This window comes from Loktanella sp. D2R18 (assembly GCF_003318235.1).
Classification (GTDB): Bacteria; Pseudomonadota; Alphaproteobacteria; order Rhodobacterales; family Rhodobacteraceae; genus Yoonia.
In genome coordinates this window covers 354,704-372,370 of record NZ_QOCG01000006.1, presented here as the reverse complement: position 1 = coordinate 372,370, position 17,667 = coordinate 354,704, and the positions used below count along the sequence as shown (strand labels likewise).

The 17,667-nt window shown below is 55.4% G+C and carries 17 protein-coding genes; 10 read left to right on the top strand and 7 right to left on the bottom strand.

Annotated elements, in window-relative coordinates:
- Positions 1-52 precede the first annotated feature (52 nt).
- The 4 genes from pepN to DS901_RS04580 all read left to right on the top strand — a co-directional run bounded on the left by pepN (position 53) and on the right by DS901_RS04580 (position 5,564).
- On the top strand, positions 53-2,605 hold the full coding sequence (gene pepN / locus DS901_RS04595; RefSeq protein WP_113775736.1) for an aminopeptidase N: 2,553 nt from the start codon (positions 53-55) through the stop codon (positions 2,603-2,605).
- 50 nt (positions 2,606-2,655) lie between these two features.
- Positions 2,656-3,525, top strand: coding sequence for a 1-acyl-sn-glycerol-3-phosphate acyltransferase (locus DS901_RS04590; RefSeq protein WP_113775735.1), 870 nt, complete (start codon positions 2,656-2,658; stop codon positions 3,523-3,525).
- 73 nt (positions 3,526-3,598) lie between these two features.
- Positions 3,599-5,113, top strand: coding sequence for an Asp-tRNA(Asn)/Glu-tRNA(Gln) amidotransferase subunit GatB (gene gatB, locus DS901_RS04585; RefSeq protein ID WP_113775734.1), 1,515 nt, complete (start codon positions 3,599-3,601; stop codon positions 5,111-5,113).
- Positions 5,114-5,192: 79 nt separating this feature from the next.
- The gene (locus DS901_RS04580) at positions 5,193-5,564 is read left to right on the top strand and encodes a DUF4177 domain-containing protein (protein WP_181820760.1); all 372 of its coding nucleotides are present in this window, start codon (positions 5,193-5,195) and stop codon (positions 5,562-5,564) included.
- Here DS901_RS04580 and DS901_RS04575 read toward each other — a convergent pair whose 3' ends face one another.
- Entirely contained in the window at positions 5,565-5,816 is a 252-nt protein-coding gene (locus tag DS901_RS04575; RefSeq protein WP_113775733.1) for a BolA family protein, read from the bottom strand. It abuts the gene before it with no gap.
- A 78-nt stretch (positions 5,817-5,894) separates the two neighbouring features.
- Between DS901_RS04575 and DS901_RS04570 the strand changes: the two genes are divergently transcribed.
- Complete coding sequence (locus DS901_RS04570; RefSeq protein ID WP_113775732.1) at positions 5,895-6,530, top strand: J domain-containing protein; 636 nt, start codon at positions 5,895-5,897, stop codon at positions 6,528-6,530.
- Positions 6,531-6,581: 51 nt separating this feature from the next.
- On the opposite strand, the gene DS901_RS04565 is transcribed toward DS901_RS04570, so the two are convergent.
- The 5 genes from DS901_RS04565 to DS901_RS04545 all read right to left on the bottom strand — a co-directional run bounded on the left by DS901_RS04565 (position 6,582) and on the right by DS901_RS04545 (position 9,993).
- Positions 6,582-7,133 carry a hypothetical protein gene (locus DS901_RS04565; protein WP_113775731.1) on the bottom strand — a complete coding sequence of 184 codons (552 nt, stop codon included), beginning with the start codon at positions 7,131-7,133 and terminating at the stop codon, positions 6,582-6,584.
- Between the two features lie 310 nt (positions 7,134-7,443).
- Positions 7,444-7,905 carry a peptide-methionine (R)-S-oxide reductase MsrB gene (gene msrB / locus DS901_RS04560; RefSeq protein ID WP_113775814.1) on the bottom strand — a complete coding sequence of 154 codons (462 nt, stop codon included), beginning with the start codon at positions 7,903-7,905 and terminating at the stop codon, positions 7,444-7,446.
- 123 nt (positions 7,906-8,028) lie between these two features.
- On the bottom strand, positions 8,029-8,598 hold the full coding sequence (locus tag DS901_RS04555) for a fasciclin domain-containing protein (RefSeq protein WP_113775730.1): 570 nt from the start codon (positions 8,596-8,598) through the stop codon (positions 8,029-8,031).
- A 181-nt stretch (positions 8,599-8,779) separates the two neighbouring features.
- Positions 8,780-9,454 (bottom strand): anti-sigma factor, encoded by a 675-nt coding sequence (locus tag DS901_RS04550; RefSeq protein ID WP_113775729.1) that lies wholly within the window; start codon positions 9,452-9,454, stop codon positions 8,780-8,782.
- The gene (locus DS901_RS04545) at positions 9,451-9,993 is read right to left on the bottom strand and encodes a sigma-70 family RNA polymerase sigma factor (protein ID WP_181820759.1); all 543 of its coding nucleotides are present in this window, start codon (positions 9,991-9,993) and stop codon (positions 9,451-9,453) included. The genes DS901_RS04550 and DS901_RS04545 overlap by 4 nt, the downstream gene beginning before the upstream one ends.
- 152 nt (positions 9,994-10,145) lie before the next feature.
- Here DS901_RS04545 and cobS point away from each other — a divergent pair, with 152 nt between their 5' ends.
- The 5 genes from cobS (at position 10,146) to DS901_RS04520 (ending at position 15,863) form a co-directional block, all read left to right on the top strand.
- Positions 10,146-11,132, top strand: coding sequence for a cobaltochelatase subunit CobS (cobS, locus tag DS901_RS04540; RefSeq protein WP_113775727.1), 987 nt, complete (start codon positions 10,146-10,148; stop codon positions 11,130-11,132).
- A 167-nt stretch (positions 11,133-11,299) separates the two neighbouring features.
- The gene (locus tag DS901_RS04535) at positions 11,300-11,662 is read left to right on the top strand and encodes a hypothetical protein (protein WP_113775726.1); all 363 of its coding nucleotides are present in this window, start codon (positions 11,300-11,302) and stop codon (positions 11,660-11,662) included.
- 81 nt (positions 11,663-11,743) lie between these two features.
- Complete coding sequence (cobT, locus tag DS901_RS04530; RefSeq protein WP_113775725.1) at positions 11,744-13,624, top strand: cobaltochelatase subunit CobT; 1,881 nt, start codon at positions 11,744-11,746, stop codon at positions 13,622-13,624.
- A 37-nt stretch (positions 13,625-13,661) separates the two neighbouring features.
- On the top strand, positions 13,662-15,446 hold the full coding sequence (locus DS901_RS04525; protein ID WP_113775724.1) for an aminopeptidase P family protein: 1,785 nt from the start codon (positions 13,662-13,664) through the stop codon (positions 15,444-15,446).
- Between the two features lie 75 nt (positions 15,447-15,521).
- Positions 15,522-15,863 (top strand): DUF427 domain-containing protein, encoded by a 342-nt coding sequence (locus tag DS901_RS04520; RefSeq protein WP_113775723.1) that lies wholly within the window; start codon positions 15,522-15,524, stop codon positions 15,861-15,863.
- Here DS901_RS04520 and DS901_RS04515 read toward each other — a convergent pair.
- Positions 15,860-17,548, bottom strand: coding sequence for a chloride channel protein (locus tag DS901_RS04515; protein WP_113775722.1), 1,689 nt, complete (start codon positions 17,546-17,548; stop codon positions 15,860-15,862). The two genes, DS901_RS04520 and DS901_RS04515, sit on opposite strands and share 4 nt — an antisense overlap.
- Between the last annotated feature and the right edge of the window lie 119 nt (positions 17,549-17,667).

The following is a 17,667-nucleotide window of genomic DNA, read 5'->3' as shown; positions in this document are numbered from 1 at the left end:
TGCAGCGGGTCAGATGCAGGCATAACGTCGGCACAAAGCATAAGGACCCCCCATGTCAAACCACGCCCCCCAAACGATCTACCTGAAAGACTACACCGCCCCTGCATTTCTGGTGGATAGCGTGCATTTGACGTTCAAGCTCGCCCCCACGACGACACGGGTGGTGTCGCGCATCGCCTTTCGGCCCAATCCAGATGCGCAATCGCGCGACTTCTTCTTGCACGGCGAAAAACTGCGTTTGATCGCGGCCACGATTGACGGGCAAGCGATCACCCCCGATGTGACCGCCAACGGCCTGACCTGCCCCGTGCCTGACGCGCCTTTCGTGTTTGAAGCTGAGGTTGAAATCGCCCCCGAAGCCAACACCGCGCTAGACGGGCTTTACATGTCCAACGGCATGTATTGCACCCAATGCGAGGCCGAAGGGTTCCGCAAAATCACCTATTACCCCGACCGTCCCGATGTCATGGCGATATTTACCGTGCGTGTCGAAGGTGATCTGCCCGTCCTCTTGTCGAACGGCAACCCTATCGCAAAAGGCGACGGTTGGGCCGAATGGCATGACCCTTGGCCCAAACCGGCCTATCTGTTTGCCCTTGTTGGTGGCGATCTTGTGAACCATGCCGACCAGTTCACCACGATGGAGGGGCGCGATGTCGCCCTGAATATTTGGGTCCGGCCCGGTGACGATGAAAAGAAATGCGCCTTTGGGATGGGGGCGCTCAAGGCCTCGATGAAATGGGATGAAAAGGTCTATGGGCGCGCCTATGACCTAGATATTTTCAATATCGTTGCTGTCGATGACTTCAATATGGGGGCGATGGAAAACAAAGGCTTGAATATTTTCAACTCTTCCGCTGTTTTGGCCAGCCCAGAAACCGCGACGGATGCGAATTTCGAACGGATCGAAGCGATCATCGCGCATGAGTATTTTCACAATTGGACCGGCAACCGCATTACCTGCCGCGATTGGTTCCAACTTTGTCTGAAAGAAGGGCTGACCGTATTTCGCGATCAGCAATTCACCGGGGATATGCGCGGCCATGCGGTCAAACGCATCGATGATGCACTGGTCCTGCGCGCGCATCAATTCCGCGAGGATGGCGGCCCATTAGCCCACCCTGTCCGGCCCGCCAGTTTTGTCGAGATTAACAATTTCTACACGGTCACCGTTTATGAAAAAGGCGCCGAAATCATCGGGATGCTGAAACGGCTGGTCGGGGATGATGCCTATAAAAAGGCGCTTGATCTTTATTTTGACCGGCACGATGGCGATGCAGCCACAATCGAAGATTGGCTACAGGTATTCACCGATGCGACCGGGCGCGACCTGACCCAATTTGCGTTGTGGTATAGCCAAGCAGGCACGCCGCGCGTCACCGTGCGCGACGCATTCAAAGACGGCACCTATACGCTGACCCTATCCCAAGAAACACCGCCGACACCGGGCCAGTCGGACAAAGCACCAATGCTGATCCCTGTGGCAGTGGGCTTGCTGGATCATGCTGGCCAAGAACTCGTAGCGACCCAAGTGCTTGAGTTGACGCAAGCAACTCAAACCTTCACCTTTGAAGGGCTACAACACAAACCGATCCCGTCGGTTTTACGCGACTTTTCGGCACCCGTGATCCTTGACCACCCGCAAACTGCGGCGGAACGTGCGACCCTCCTTGCGCATGACACCGACCCGTTTAACCGTTGGGACGCGGGGCGCAATTTGGCGCAGGATGTTTTGATTGCCATGCTGCGCGATGACACAGCGCCTGATAGCGCTTTTCTGGACGGGCTTGCCGCCGTGTTGCGCGATGATGAACTTGATCCGGCCTTTCGCGCACTTGTCCTGACCCTGCCCAGCCAAGAAGACACAGCCCAAGCCTTGGTCGACGCGGGCCACACCCCGGATCCGACAGCTATTGCGCGCACCCATGAGGCGCTGACCCTTCATATCGCCCAGCATTTGCAAGACACATTGCCGCGCATCTACGCGGCGATGACAGTGACTGGTGCCTATACCCCCGACGCGATCAGCGCAGGCAAACGCGCGCTTGGGAATCGGGTTTTGGCGCTAATGTCAAAACTTGACGGCGGCAAACAAGCGACGCAGCAATATGCGCAAGCCGACAATATGACCCAACAAATTGCCGCGCTCGCGGCTTTGCTCAAAATCGGCAAAGGTGTTGATGAGCTCGCCGCATTCGCCGCCCAATGGCAACAGGATCGGCTTGTCATGGATAAATGGTTCGGGTTGCAAGTCAGCTGCGCCAGCCCTGATGACGCGGCCAGCGTGGCGGCCAAACTGACAAAGCACCCGGCGTTTACCATGAAAAACCCTAATCGGTTCCGGGCGGTATTTGGCGCGCTCAAGGCGAATACAGCGGGGTTCCATGCGCCGATGGGCGCAGGCTATGACTTGCTGGCAGATTGGCTGATCAAGCTTGACCCGATCAACCCGCAGACCACCGCGCGGATGATCACATCATTTGATACGTGGACACGCTATGATACCGACCGGCAAGACAAGATGCGCGCCGCGTTGACGCGCATCGCGCAGACGCCAAATCTGTCGCGCGACACCACGGAAATGGTGACCCGTATCTTGGGCTAAGGGCCTATTCGTGTCGCACAACCGTTACGCGCGCTTTGTAATCTGCAAAGATGGAACATCGCATTCAACCACTGATCGCCGAGCGCGCGCCTTGGCTTTACAAAGACCGCCCCGGCACCAAGATCATGCGTACCGGGTTGCACCGTATACTATCTTACGACACGACGCTTGAAATCGCGCGAACCTTTGCGCAGACCCCGGCCCCCGCGATCATGGATCAGATGGGTGCCCGATTGGCGCAATCGGTCACTGCACGCGGTTTAGGGCACCTGCCCGCGCATGGTGCCGCATTGGTGGTGGCCAACCACCCCACGGGGATCGCCGATGGAATCATCTTGAACCACCTTTTGGCCAAAGTACGGCGTGATACGTATTTCTTTGCCAACAGCGATATTTTGCGGGTGCTGCCGCAGATGGACGAAATGATCGCCCCGGTGGAATGGCGGGTCGAAAAACGCTGCCACGCCAAGACACGCGCAACCATGGCCTATGTGCGCAAGGCGACCAATGCCGGGCGCATGGGGGTGATTTTTCCTTCGGGTCGCTTAGCCAAACGGCGCGGGCTGCGGCTTTACGAGCGGCCATGGATGGCATCGGCGGCAATGCTTGCACGCAAATTTGATATCCCGGTGATCCCGGTGAACATCCAAGCGCGCAATTCGGCCCTGTTTTATCTGTTTGACGCGTTGCATCCGACCCTGCGCGACATCACCCTGTTTCACGAGACGCTGAACAAATCCAAGCAACCTTTCCATGTTGAGATTGGTGAACCGATCTCGGCCAGTGCGATCCCGAAAAACCCCGAAGCGGGAATCGCGCTCTTGCGCAAAGCCACGCTTGCGCTTGGCGGCAAAGACGCGCCTGCCGTAAATATGGTCACCACATCGCGTCCTTGGTTAAAGTGGCCGCAAGCGGACTGATCGCAGCCTTGTTGTCTTGAAGCCCGGCCCCGGTTCTTTTAGACAGCTTTCAAACTTGCCAAAGGATGCGCAGATGCTCGACCTGACTTATGAAACGCCGACCCCAAAAGTAATCGCAGGCGCCAAGCACGACTGGGAACTTGTGATCGGGCTGGAAGTACACGCACAGGTGGCGACCAAAGCGAAACTGTTTTCCGGCGCATCAACCCTTTTTGGGGCAGAACCTAACAGCAATGTGGCGTTTGTTGACGCAGGCATGCCCGGCATGTTGCCCGTTATCAACGAAGCCTGTGTCGCGCAGGCCGTGCGCACCGGGCTTGGCCTGAAAGCAGAAATCAACCTGACATCTGCCTTTGACCGCAAAAACTATTTCTACCCTGATCTGCCCCAAGGCTACCAAATTTCGCAACTCTACCACCCGATTGTGGGCGAAGGCGAAGTCCTGGTCGAAATGGGCGACGGCACTGCGCGCAATGTGCGGATTGAACGCATCCACCTTGAACAGGACGCAGGAAAGTCGATCCACGATATGGACCCGAATATGTCGTTCGTGGACCTGAACCGGACCGGCGTTGCCCTAATGGAAATCGTCAGCCGTCCCGATATTCGCGGCCCCGAAGAAGCCGCAGCCTATGTGCTGAAACTGCGTCAAATCCTGCGCTATCTGGGCACTTGCGACGGCAACATGCAAAACGGCAACATGCGTGCGGATGTGAACGTGTCGATCTGCCGTCCGGGCGACTACGAAAAATACCAAGCGACCCAAGACTTTAGCCATTTGGGAACGCGTTGCGAAATCAAGAACATGAACTCGACCCGGTTTATTCAAGCCGCGATCGATGTTGAGGCACGTCGCCAGATTGCCCTTCTCGAAGATGGCAAAGAGGTGGTGCAAGAAACACGTCTTTATGATGCGGATAAAAACGAAACGCGCTCTATGCGGTCCAAAGAAGAGGCGCATGACTACCGCTACTTCCCGGATCCAGATCTTCTGCCGCTCGAAATCGAACAAGCATGGGTAGACGATATCGCGGCCTCATTGCCCGAACTGCCTGACGCCAAAAAGGCCCGGTTTATCGCAGATTTTGGACTGTCTGATTATGACGCGTCAGTCCTGACCGCCGAAGTGAACAACGCCGCCTACTTTGAACAGGTCGCCGAAGGGCGCGACGGGAAACTGGCCGCAAACTGGGTGATCAACGAATTGTTCGGCCGTTTGAAAAAAGATGATGATAAGTCAGTCGACGACAGTCCGGTCAGTGCCGCGCAGTTGGGCCAGATCATCGCCTTGATCAAAACCGATGTGATTTCAGGAAAAATCGCCAAAGACGTCTTTGAAATTTGCTACACCACCGGCCGCGATCCAGAAGAGATCGTCGAAACCGAAGGGATGAAGCAGGTCACTGACACGGGCGCGATTGAAGCCGCCGTCGATGAAATCATCGCGGCCAACCCTGCACAGGTCGAAAAGGCAAAGGCCAACCCCAAGTTGGCCGGTTGGTTTGTCGGTCAGGTCATGAAAGCCACGGGCGGCAAGGCCAACCCAGCAGCCGTGAATAAAATTGTTGCAGCCAAGCTGGGATCATAGACGCGTGATCATGGCGCTAGGCTCTTGGAAATCTGAACCGTTAGCGCTAATACTTGGGGTCTAATAAAGGGGTGACGGAATGTCATACGAATATATGGTCGTACCGGCGCCAACGCGCGGGATAAAAGCCAAAGGCGCGCGAACCGCCGAAGAACGGTTTGCAATCGCGCTTGAAACAAAGATGAACAAAATGTCCAACGATGGCTGGGACTATATGCGCACCGACACATTGCCTGCTGAGCAGCGAGAAGGTCTGATGGGCAAAACCACTGTTTACCAAAACATGCTGGTGTTTCGGCGCGCCAAAAAAGCGCAACGCCCAGCGACACCGGCGGCTGCGCCTGTTGTCGCAGCCCCTACCCCTCCCAAGCCTGCGCCGAAGGTCGAACCGGTGAAAGAAGTCGCACCCGTGAAACCCGTATCAGATGACGCAGGTGACGCAGACGCGTAGCTACTTGATATCAATCGCGAGCGCATGAATGCGACCGATAATATCCGGCCCCAAAGCCTCATGAATAGCACGGTGGCGCGCAATGCGTGACATGTCATCAAACTGTGCGGATGCGATCATAATACGCCAATGGCTTTCGCCCGACCCGTCATCTCCTGCGTGGCCCGCATGCTGCGCACTTTCGTTAATCACTTCCAGAACCGTTGGTGAAAATACCGTCAATGCTGTGCAAATTTCTGCCTGAATTGCCATTATTTTTCGTCTACCCTCTTCAATCTCACGCTGTGGGGTTTAAAGTCTGTTGTCCGAGTCGGAAAGGTGAGACACGCCATGAAAAAGAATGATCCCTTTGGTTTTGACATGTCAGTGTCGAGTTCAAAGAAGAAAAACCCGCGTGGGCGCAGGGGCCTATCAGGTGCGTCGGAAACGTCGCAGCGTATTTGTAGCCACGAAGGCTGCGAAGAAGAGGCGAAGTTTCGCGCACCCAAATCGCCTGATATTTTGGACGACTATCACTGGTTTTGCCAGCAGCATGTGCGCGAATACAACCTAAAGTGGAATTTCTTTGAAACCACGACAGAGGCAGAGCTTGCTGCGCAGATGACCAACGACCGTGTATGGGAACGCCCAACAAAGCCAATGAAGCGCAGCGTCGAAGAACGTGCTTGGGCGCGTTTAGGCATTGAAGACCCACATCAAGTGCTCGGTGAAAACGCCACGCGCAATCCGGGTCGTGGCGCCCCAACAGGGCGTAAGCTGCCGCCAACTGAGCGCCGTGCGATCGACGTTTTAGAGGCCAAAGACAGCTGGTCAAAACCACAAATTCGCAAAGCCTACAAAGCGCTGATTAAGGTCTTGCACCCCGACATGAATGGCGGTGACCGCAGCCAAGAAGAACAGCTTTCCGAGGTTGTCTGGGCTTGGGACCAAATCAAAGTCAGCAAGCACTTTCGTGATAAAGACTAAAAACAAAAGGGGCCACTGGCCCCTTTTTTACTCGCTAAAATTTGTACGCCTTTAATGCAGGTGATTGCGTTTGTGATACAGGTTCGCCTGAGACAAGGCGCTCAATTGCCCAATTGCAGTACTGTCGGTCTTGCGTGTGACTTCGCGCAGCCCTTTGGTGCGCCGCGCTAAAAGTCCATGCGCCATCAGCACGACCCCAAACCAGGCGGCGGCAAGCCATGGCTTCAACCCGAAGGCCGCAACCAGCATAATTGGCGCAAAAACTGTTCCTGAAAGCGGCGCAATTAATGTGCCAGCAATCACCGCCGCCACAAGTGCCATCGCACAACCGCCGACCATCGCGCGCGCAACGCCAAGTTTACCGGGCATGCCCATCCAGCGGCGGGTTAGGTATAATGCAATCAACCCGCTTACCGCGCCGGTTAACACGATCCCGGCCTCTGTACCAAGGGGCGAGCGCGCGAGCACATCCGCCGCATTATTGCCTGACATAACAAAGAGGGTCATCCCTGCAGATGTCGCCCCGATAGCGGCATAGGCCGTTGCTAGCGCTTTTCCTCCGCGCGAAAGATTGAATAAATCCCCAAATACTTTTGCCATCATACGCCCTCAAAACTCGTCTCTACTCAGGTCACCATACGAGGTAGATGGTTAACAATCCGTGCCAAACATCACAGAACTCCACCTTGCACGCCATCTTTATGCCATATTTGCCTTATTTTCACAACATTTATTGAAAATTGCGCGTGAGGTAAAATTGTCAAAAAAATATAAGCGATGTCAAAGACCTATCGCACGAGATCGCACCATAGCCGATCAAATTTCGAAACAGTGACTTAAATTGAGAAAAACTGTATCCATAATGGATACTGATAACCTGCTGAGCGATTCCCTATCACGACCCCCAGGTCAATTAGGCCGCACGGAAAACCAAGCTTACCCCGTTCAAACAATGACGCTTGCCTGTGGGCTGCGGGCCGTCATTAAAAATATGCCCCAAATGGCTTCCGCAACGGCGGCAATGACATTCGGTGCGCACAGAGAACAACTTGCGGTCCTCCATCGTGCCAATTGCATTTGGCAGGCTTTCGTAAAAGCTGGGCCACCCAGTCCCGCTGTCATATTTTGCCTCGGATGCATACAGCGACAAATCGCAGCCGCGACAAAAATAGGTCCCGGGCGCATAATTTTTATCAAGCGGCGACGAGCCGGGGCGTTCGGTCGCTTCGTGACGCATCACTTGATATTGCAAATCGGTTAGCATCGCCCGCCATTCAGCATCAGCACGGGTTACCTCGAAGGTTTCTTGCGCAAGGGCCGCACCCCCAGACAATAGGGTGGCTAACGACGTAACAACAAATTCTCGGCGGTGCATAATCATTCCTTTCAACGTTAGATTATAATAGCGCATCGCCGTGTTACAGGCGATGCACCTTGCCGTGAGGGCGGCGATTATTCATGCTTATTTACCTACTGACATGCCGCCCATCACAACCCCTTAGCCTGCAACAGCAGGCAGCATGACCGTGTCAATCACGTGGATCACGCCGTTTGATTGCTTCACGTCCGCAACGGTAACAGTGGCGATTTGGCCCTGCTCGTCTTCGAGCATGATTTCACCGTTGTCATATGTCGCTTGCAATGTGCAACCACCCAAGGTTGGGACCGGGTGGCTGCCATTATCATCCGCGATCATTCCCTGAATGGCGTCAGACATCGCGTTTGCCGCAACAACGTGGCAGGTCAGGATTTGCGCCAGACGGTCTGCGTTCTCTGGCTTCAAAAGCTCTTCGACAGAACCAGCAGGCAGCTTTGCAAATGCGTCATCGGTTGGCGCAAATACGGTGAACGGACCTTCGCCAGACAATGTTTCAGCAAGCTCAGCCTGTACAACCGCCGCCACCAATGTCGTGTGGATCGGGCTATTCACGGCGTTTTCAACGATGTTCTTGGTTGCCAGCATTTCTGCGCCGCCAACGGTTGGGTTCATGGCGTGGCTATCGGCAAATGATGTGCCCGCAATAAATGTCATAGCTACGGTCGCCGCGATTGTTTTTGTAAAAGTCATTTTGGTCTCTCCTAGTTTATCCGCAGCGTGTTTGCCGCGGTCGAGAGAAGCCACGCAACAATCACAGCATGAGTTTCAAAGTTTCGCATATTTTTTCGAATTTTTTTACAAGGCACTGAATAAAAAGAAAAAGCCGCCCCATTTTTTGGGGACGGCTATTACCACAATGGTGTAAGTTGCTTTATACGCTGCTAAAAGGGGCCAAGGCGACGACGTCACCCGTTGGTGCACCTGTTGGGGACCCGCCGAGGGGTTCGTCGCTGAGCGCGAGAATACCGCCCGCAACCCGTGCGGCCAGATCAGCAGCGATCTGCACCTGCCCTGTTTGCGCATCAGGCAATAGTCCCAGCGAAATCGGTGCGTCATCCCCAGCGATGAGCCACATCTCAAGTACGCGCCCGTCAGCAGGGGCACCCGCAACGCGGTTAAGCAGCAGTGTGTTTGTGTCAGGGTCAAACGTTGCATCGACGCGCAGGTCGATGTCCGCACCAACCAGCCCAGCAACAAGATCATTGGTTGTTGGATTTGGCGCCGGAAGCACAACGGTCATCACTGCCGCCGCCGTGACGACCGCGCTCGCAGCACCTGCAAGCCAGCCGAACCAGTTGCGGCGCAACTGTGGCGCATCGAACAAACGCGCGGATATAGCGTCGAATGTCGCCTTGGGTGGGGTCACTGGCGCAATATCGTCTGTCAGGGTAACGAAATGTTCCTGCCAATGCGCAAGCTCTGCCCGCAAAGACAGGTCACTATTCATATCCGCCTCAAACGCGCGCGCCTGTGCCGGGGTCAATAGGCCCAGCGCATATTCGGCAGCGGCCGAAAGGGGGGCATCATCTGTGACGTCATCAGTCATTGTGACAGACAGTCCTTAAGTTTGATCAGGCTGCGACGCAGCCATGTACGCATTGTATTCAGCGGAACCTGCATTGCATCAGCAAGATCCTGATAGGTGTCTCCATCTAGATAGACCCGACGCACCGCTTCTGCGCGGTCTTTGGGCAACTCATCCAGGCAATCGTTTATTTGCGCGCGCGCTGACGACGCGATTGCTTGTTGTTCGGGGCCTGGCGCCGAATCCGCCAGTTCGGCAACTTCGTCCAGTCCTGCTTGGCCTTTCTTGCGGGCGCGCAGCCGATCGATTGCGTGATTGCGGGCAATTGTAATCAACCATGTCATCGGGCTCAGCCCATTCGTTTGATAGCGGTCCGCAGCCCGCCAAACTTTGATAAAAACCTCTTGTAATGCGTCGTCAGCTTCGGCGCGGTTATTTAACACACGCAAGGTCACACCAAAAAGTTTCGCCGAAGTTGCACTATATAATGCAGCAAAGGCCGCGCGGTCGCCCAAAGCGACACGGCCAATATAAGTTTCGATATCTTCGCGTGTTGCCAAGTCTGCCTCCGGGTTTGTGCGACAAAACCACAAATCACAGTGCGCGCCAATCGCAATTCGCAAACTTTCGCGTGGCCTCTGGTACTTGCAGCGGCACGCGATATGTTGCATCCCGGAACACAACATTCGACGATAGATGCAAAGGCACGCACATGGCTGACGGTACATTAGATATGAACGCAAAACCGACCGAAGATATTTCGGTCCGCGAAGTTTTTGGCATCGACAGCGATATGAAGATCAAGGGCTTTGCAGAAGCCACGGATCGCGTGCCTGAAATCGACGGCACCTATAAGTTTGATCCAGATACCACCCTCGCGATTTTGGCCGGTTTTGGCTATAACCGCCGGGTGATGATCCAAGGTTACCACGGGACTGGTAAGTCATCGCATATTGAACAGGTCGCGGCCCGCCTGAACTGGCCAGCCGTGCGTGTGAACCTTGATAGCCATATTTCACGGATTGATTTGATCGGGAAAGACGCGATTAAACTGCGTGACGGCGTACAAGTCACCGAATTCCACGAAGGCATCTTACCATGGGCGCTGCGTAACCCCGTCGCGATTGTGTTTGATGAATACGATGCGGGCCGGGCGGATGTGATGTTTGTCATTCAGCGCGTGCTTGAAGCTGACGGCAAACTGACCCTGATGGACCAAAACGAAATCATTACGCCCAACAAATACTTCCGCCTGTTTGCGACCGCCAACACCGTTGGTTTGGGCGACACCACGGGGCTTTATCACGGCACGCAACAAATTAACCAAGCCCAGATGGACCGGTGGTCGCTGGTCGCGACGCTCAACTATCTATCGCATGACGCGGAAGCGGCCATCGTTCTAGCAAAATCACCGCATTTCAACACCGAATCCGGCCGCAAGACGCTGAGCCAGATGGTGACTGTCGCAGACTTGACCCGCACCGCATTTATGAACGGCGATCTATCGACTGTCATGTCGCCGCGCACCGTGTTGGCGTGGGCAGAAAATGCGCGCATTTTCCAAGACGTCGGCTATGCGTTCCGCCTGTCATTCCTGAACAAATGTGACGAGCTTGAACGCCAAACCGTCGCTGAATTCTACCAGCGATGCTTTGACGAAGAACTGCCCGAAAGCGCCGCAAGCCTCAGCCTCGGTTAGGCCGCTCAAAATACTGATATCCGCGCGTTACTAAAGCCGCGCGGATATTGACCAATTTTCATAGATTTCACCAAAAGCGCCCACAGACGCGAAACCGCCGCGTGGTGGCCACAATCCCGTCCGTTTTGTCAGCATTATACTGGCGACGACACAACCGGGAGCAGACCATGAAAATGAAAATTGGCACAGCGTTGCCTTCGGATTACGTGGTCAGCCACGCAGACCTCACAGATGCAGCAACCACATTGATAGCCCAGACATTGCTACCGCTCTTTGCGGAAAGCATGACCGAAGAGGTCGCGCGCGCCAATGTCGAGGGCATCGTCACTGAGCTGGCCTATTTGTTTGACGAAGGCGCCATCGAAATCGGTGGCAAAACCTATTTGCCACGCTTGGCCTTTGTCGACGAGGCTGGTGCCACCTTGCCCGGCGTCGCAGAGCTGACCACGATGCACGAATTTGTCGAAGATCTTTTTGATATCGATCCAGCCGCGCAAATCACCTTTGAAGAGCTTGAATTCGATGAATAGCGGGCGGTAGATTTGCCTGTCTAGGCTCTGGTCATTGCGGCGTTGCGCCTTTAGTTTGCATCTTAACAAAGGACGCAGCGCATGAAGAACCCGACCGACAACCCCGCAGATCCGTTTAAAAAAGCGCTGGCCGAGGCGACCAAGACGATGGCCGATGACACAGAGCTGTCGGTCACCTATTCTGTTGATCCTGCAGGACAAACCGCTGATAGCATCCGCTTGCCGCAGGTCACGCGGCGCATGACCCGTGACGAAGTGCTGCTTGCGCGCGGCACGGCTGATGCCTTTGCGCTACGCCACAAATTTCATGATGCAAACCTTGCCGCCCGCTATATGCCGCAGGGCCAAATGGCGCGTGATCTGTACGAAGCAATGGAAACAGCCCGGATCGAGGCCGTAGGCGCACAACATATGCCCGGCACCGCAGGCAATATTGATGCGAAAATAGAAAACGAAGCCACGCGCAAGGGCTATGACCAAATATCGAACGCCTCTGACGCGCCGTTGGCCGTTGCAGCAGGCTATATGATCCGTCAGTTGGCGACAGGGCGCGATCTCCCCAAAGGCGCGGACAATGTGCTGGACCTATGGCGCGGATTTATCGAAGACCATTGCGACGGAACACTTGATGGATTGGGCGATGTGCTGAATGATCAGCAGGCATTCGCCAAACTGGCGCGCCAGATGATCAGCGACATGGGCTATGCCGATCAATTGGGGGATGACCCTGACAGTCTTGACGATGACCAAAACGACGAGGCTGAAGACGGCGGCGACGAGGATCAAGAGCCCGAAAGCACAGGCGATGACGATGACAGCGACGGTGAAGAAGCCGACGCTTCGCCCGAGCAGTCACAAGACGAACAACAAGACGCAAGCCAAGCCCAAGTCAGCATGGATGATCAGGCCGATCAGGACATGGGCGAAGAAGCCGAAATGCCAGAAGGCGAAGCCCCGCTTGATCCGCCTGCCCCGCAACCTGTGTCTGATGCAGACCCAGAGTACACTGTCTATAGCGCAGAATTCGATGAAGAAATCGGCGCCGAAGATCTCGCAGAACCTGCTGAATTAGACAGGTTACGCGCCTATCTGGATCAGCAGCTTGAACCGCTCAAGGGCGCAGTTAGCCGATTGGCTAACAAATTACAGCGTCGTTTGCAGGCGCAACAGAACCGATCATGGGAATTTGACCGCGAAGAAGGCATATTAGACGCTGGACGACTTGCCCGCGTGGTTGCATCCCCGACGACCCCCCTGTCGTTTAAGATCGAAAAAGACACCGAATTCCGCGATACGGTCGTGACATTGTTGCTTGATAACTCTGGTTCTATGCGCGGTCGCCCAATTTCAATCGCAGCCATCTGTGCCGACGTGATGGCGCGCACGCTAGAACGTTGCGACGTGAAGGTCGAGATCTTGGGCTTTACCACGAAGGCCTGGAAAGGCGGGCAGTCGCGTGAAAAATGGCTCGGTGATGGGCGCGCGGCAAAACCGGGACGGCTGAACGATCTGCGCCATATCATCTATAAGTCGGCGGACGCCCCGTGGCGGCGGACGCGTCCAAATCTTGGGTTGATGATGAAAGAAGGACTGCTGAAGGAAAACATTGATGGTGAGGCACTCGAATGGGCGCACCGCCGCGCAGTGAATCGGCCAGAGGCACGCAAAATCTTGATGGTGATCTCTGATGGGGCACCTGTCGACGATTCCACGCTGTCCGTGAACCCGGCAAATTATCTCGAAAAACACTTGCGCGACGTTATCGCCATGGTCGAAAAACGCAAAGCCGTCGAACTGGTCGCGATCGGGATCGGTCATGATGTGACCCGCTACTATGAACGCGCGGTGACGATCACGGATGTGGAACAGCTCGCTGGCGCGATGACCGAACAGCTTGCGGGCTTGTTCGATAGCGATCCGCGCAAACGGGCGCGTGTTCTGGGCATGCGCAAGGCCAGTTAGGCACAAATTTCGTCCGCACTTACGATAGGGGCATTCCATGTTTCAAACTTTTGCGGCGCAGACTTCGCCGGAACAAGGCCCGCCCCGGCTAATGGCTTTGCGGGCGCAAATGCAAACCGCAGGTGTCGATGCCTTCATCGTGCCGCGTGCCGACGCCCATCAGGGTGAATATGTCGCCCCGCGCGATGCGCGGCTTGCGTGGTTGACGGGGTTTTCAGGCTCTGCAGGTTTTTGTGTGGTGCTTCCCGATATTGCCGGCGTGTTTGTGGATGGGCGCTACCGGGTGCAGGTCCGCGCCGAGGTTGCGGATGTGTTTACCCCCGTGCATTGGCCGGAAACGCAGCTTGCAGATTGGGTCCTGACACATTTGCCCAAAGGCGCGGTGATCGGCTTTGATCCGTGGTTGCATAGCGCGCAAGAGATCGCATCGCTGACGAAGAAACTAAGCGCATACGACCTGCGCGCGACAGATAACTTGGTCGACGCCATCTGGCACGATCAACCCTCTGCACCGTCCACCCCGTTCTTGGTCCAACCGATTGAATTTGCAGGCGAACCCCATACGGAAAAACGCATACGGATTGCAGATACCCTTACCGCAGATACAGCGGTGATTACCCTACCTGATAGCATCGCATGGCTGCTCAATATCCGTGGGACAGATATTGCGCGTAATCCCGTTCCCCAAGGTTTTGCGATCTTACATGCGGCGGGCAAGGTCGATCTTTTCGCCGGGCCGGGCAAGGCAGACGGTATCCGTGAACACCTTGGGTCTGATGTGCAGCTGCACGACGTCAGCGCATTTTTGGATAGCGTTGCCCAACTCTCGGGCTCCGTCCAAATAGACCCAAAATCCTGCCCTGACATCGTTGTACAAACGCTGATCAGGGCCGGTGCATCGGTTCAACATTGCGCAGATCCGTGTTTGTTGCCTAAGGCCATCAAAAACTCGACCGAAATCGCAGGGGCAAAAGCCGCACATCACCGCGACGGCATTGCGATGGTGCGCTTTCTTGCGTGGCTAGATGCCGAGGCACCAAAGGGCGCGCTGACTGAAATCGATGTGGTCACCGCACTTGAAGGTTTCCGCGCGCAGACCAACGCACTACGCGACATCAGCTTTGAAACCATTTCTGGCGCTGGCCCAAATGCGGCCATCGTGCATTACCGCGTCAATGAAAATACGAACCGTACCGTCAATCCCGGTGAATTACTGCTGGTCGATAGCGGTGGCCAATATGTTGATGGGACAACGGATATCACACGAACAATTGCGGTTGGCATCCCGACCGAGGATCATCGCAAATGCTACACACGGGTCCTGCAAGGGATGATTGCAATCAGCTGCATCCGGTTCCCCAAAGGGGTCGGCGGGCAGCATTTGGATGCGCTGGCGCGCGCGCCGCTTTGGCTGGCAGGTCAAGACTATGATCACGGTACCGGGCATGGTGTCGGCAGCTACCTAAGCGTCCACGAAGGCCCGCAAGGTATTTCGCGCCGTTCCGAAGTTGCGCTGGAAGCGGGGATGATTCTATCGAATGAACCCGGCTATTACCGCGAGGGCGCATTTGGTATCCGGATCGAAAACCTGATCACGGTCATCACTGCCCCTGCCCTGCCCGGCGCGGATGCGCGTGATATGCTTGGCTTTGACACGCTGACCTATGTGCCACTTGACCGACGGTTGATTGATAAATCCCTGCTCACAGATGCAGAACGCGACTGGATTGATCAGTATCATGCGGATACAGTCGCGCTTCTTGCTTCGCATCTTGATGCGACAACTTGCGCATGGCTGAAAGCGGCCTGCGCGCCGCTTTGACATAAAACTGTCACGGCCCCCCCATACCACGCTACGGCGGTCATCGATTGCCGCCCCTACCAAAGGAATTCGCTTATGGCTGACCACATTCAAATTCGCCCTGCAACCGGTACTTGGGTCGTGCGCGCTGGCGGGGCCGTTCTAGGCGAAAGCCAGAACGCACTTGAATTGACCGAAGGCGATTACCCAGCCGTGATCTATTTCCCACGCGGCGATATCGCTATGGCGTTTCTAGAGCCGTCCGACACAACATCATCATGCCCACATAAGGGCACGGCGTCTTATTTTTCAATTGTCGCAAAAAGCGGCCCTATCGCGGATGCGGTGTGGTCCTATACGGATCCAAAGGCAGATGTTGCCGCAATCAAAGATCACCTCGCGTTTTACAGCACTAAGGTAACCGTCGAACAGGTCTAGGAATGTTCCTCGGCTGCGGTCGCTGACAAGGCTTGGTTCATCGCCTTCAGCGCATCAACCTGAAAAAGCGCGCCCCATAATGCGGGCGGGTTATCTTCGCCGCCCAATGTGACCACGGGAATAAACATATGCCCGCCCTGATCAAACATCGGCATCGCCTGTTCAAGCGTGGCGTTGCCGTCGATATAGACACCGTCACGGATAAGATCCCAACACGCATCCTCAGCGGCTGCGCGCGGCGTATCGGTAGGGCGCATAATGGTCGAGACTTTGAATGTCGCTAAAAGATAGGCCTGTGGCCCAGCAGCAAGATGCACATTGCGCCGTTCAAGCTGCGTAAGGAAAAACGACCGATCCACTAGCCGTGACGCGAGCGCCGTTGACAGGGATACAGCCACCATCACCGCAAGCCCGGTCTGCCAATCGCCCGTCAGTTCAAACACAATCAACGTCGTCGAAATCGGCGCGCCCAATACAGCAGCCGCAACCGCGCCCATCCCAGCCAAAGCATAAAGCGTACCTTCACCTGACACCGTTGGGAAAATCGCCGTTGCGACGGCCCCAAAAGCCAAGCCAGTAAGCGCCCCCACCATCAACGACGGGGAAAACACGCCCCCGCCCATACGACCGCCCATGGTAATGGCCACGGCAATGACCTTGAGAACGCCAAAGATGATCGCTTCATGCAGCAATAATTGCCCCGTAAGCGCCGCAGATGTCGTCTCGTAGCCGACACCAATGACATGCGGCCACCAAATGGCCAAAATCCCCACCAACCCACCTGCGATCGCAGGGCGTAAAAAACGGGGGAGCCCTGTTTCGTTTTGAACATAGGTGCCAAAATTATCGGCCCAAAAGATGGCCTTCATCAAGATGACGGCCACGAGCCCACAAAGCATGCCGAGGATTAAAAACGCAGGCAGTTCGACATAAAACGCCAAGGTTTGTTGGGTCGGCAAGATAAATTCGGTCACATCGCCAAAGGCCAAACGATTGATCACCGTCCCCGCGACTGATGCAATCACGATCGGCGCAAAAGCGTGCACGGCGAAATGGCGCAAAACGACCTCGAGTGCAAAAAGCGCCCCGGCAATCGGCGCGTTAAAACTCGCCGAGACGGCAGCAGCAACAGCACACCCCAACAGATCGCGACCTGTGATTCCATTGGCATTGATCCAACGACAAATAAGCGTTGAAATGACAGCGGCAAGGTGAACCACCGGACCTTCGCGGCCAGTAGAACCGCCAGACGATAGGGTAATGAGCGAAGCAAAAGCCGATGCAAGCCCCCTACGCGCCTCGACACGCCCCTCTGACAGGGCTGCGGATTCGATCACATCCCCAACAGAACGCACGCGCCCGTCATCGGTAAACCGATCCAGAATGATCCCCACAACCAGCCCGCCAACAATAGGAATTGCGATGATTAGGTACCAATCAAGCCCCGCAACATGGCTATGTAGGCGCGTCACATCATCGGTGCCGTAAAGTGTCGCTTGAATGTAGTCGATGCCCAGCCGAAACAGTAACGCGGCCAGCCCTGCACAGACCCCTATCGCCAAAGCAATAAACCAAAACTGAATTTGCGTGGGGCCACGAGTTTTGATCACATGCGCGGCTTCAAAGCATGCGGCCTTTGTGTCGCCAATCGCTTGATCTAGCAGTTTCTTAATCGGCTCGCCCATGCCGTTGGTAATCCCAAAACTTTAAATGCCCCGTTTAGGCCGTCCATCTTGGTGTAAGCGATCCACGGGGCCAGTCCAAGTACCCAGCGTAAAACAGTGTGTGTTTGTCTAAAAGCGAA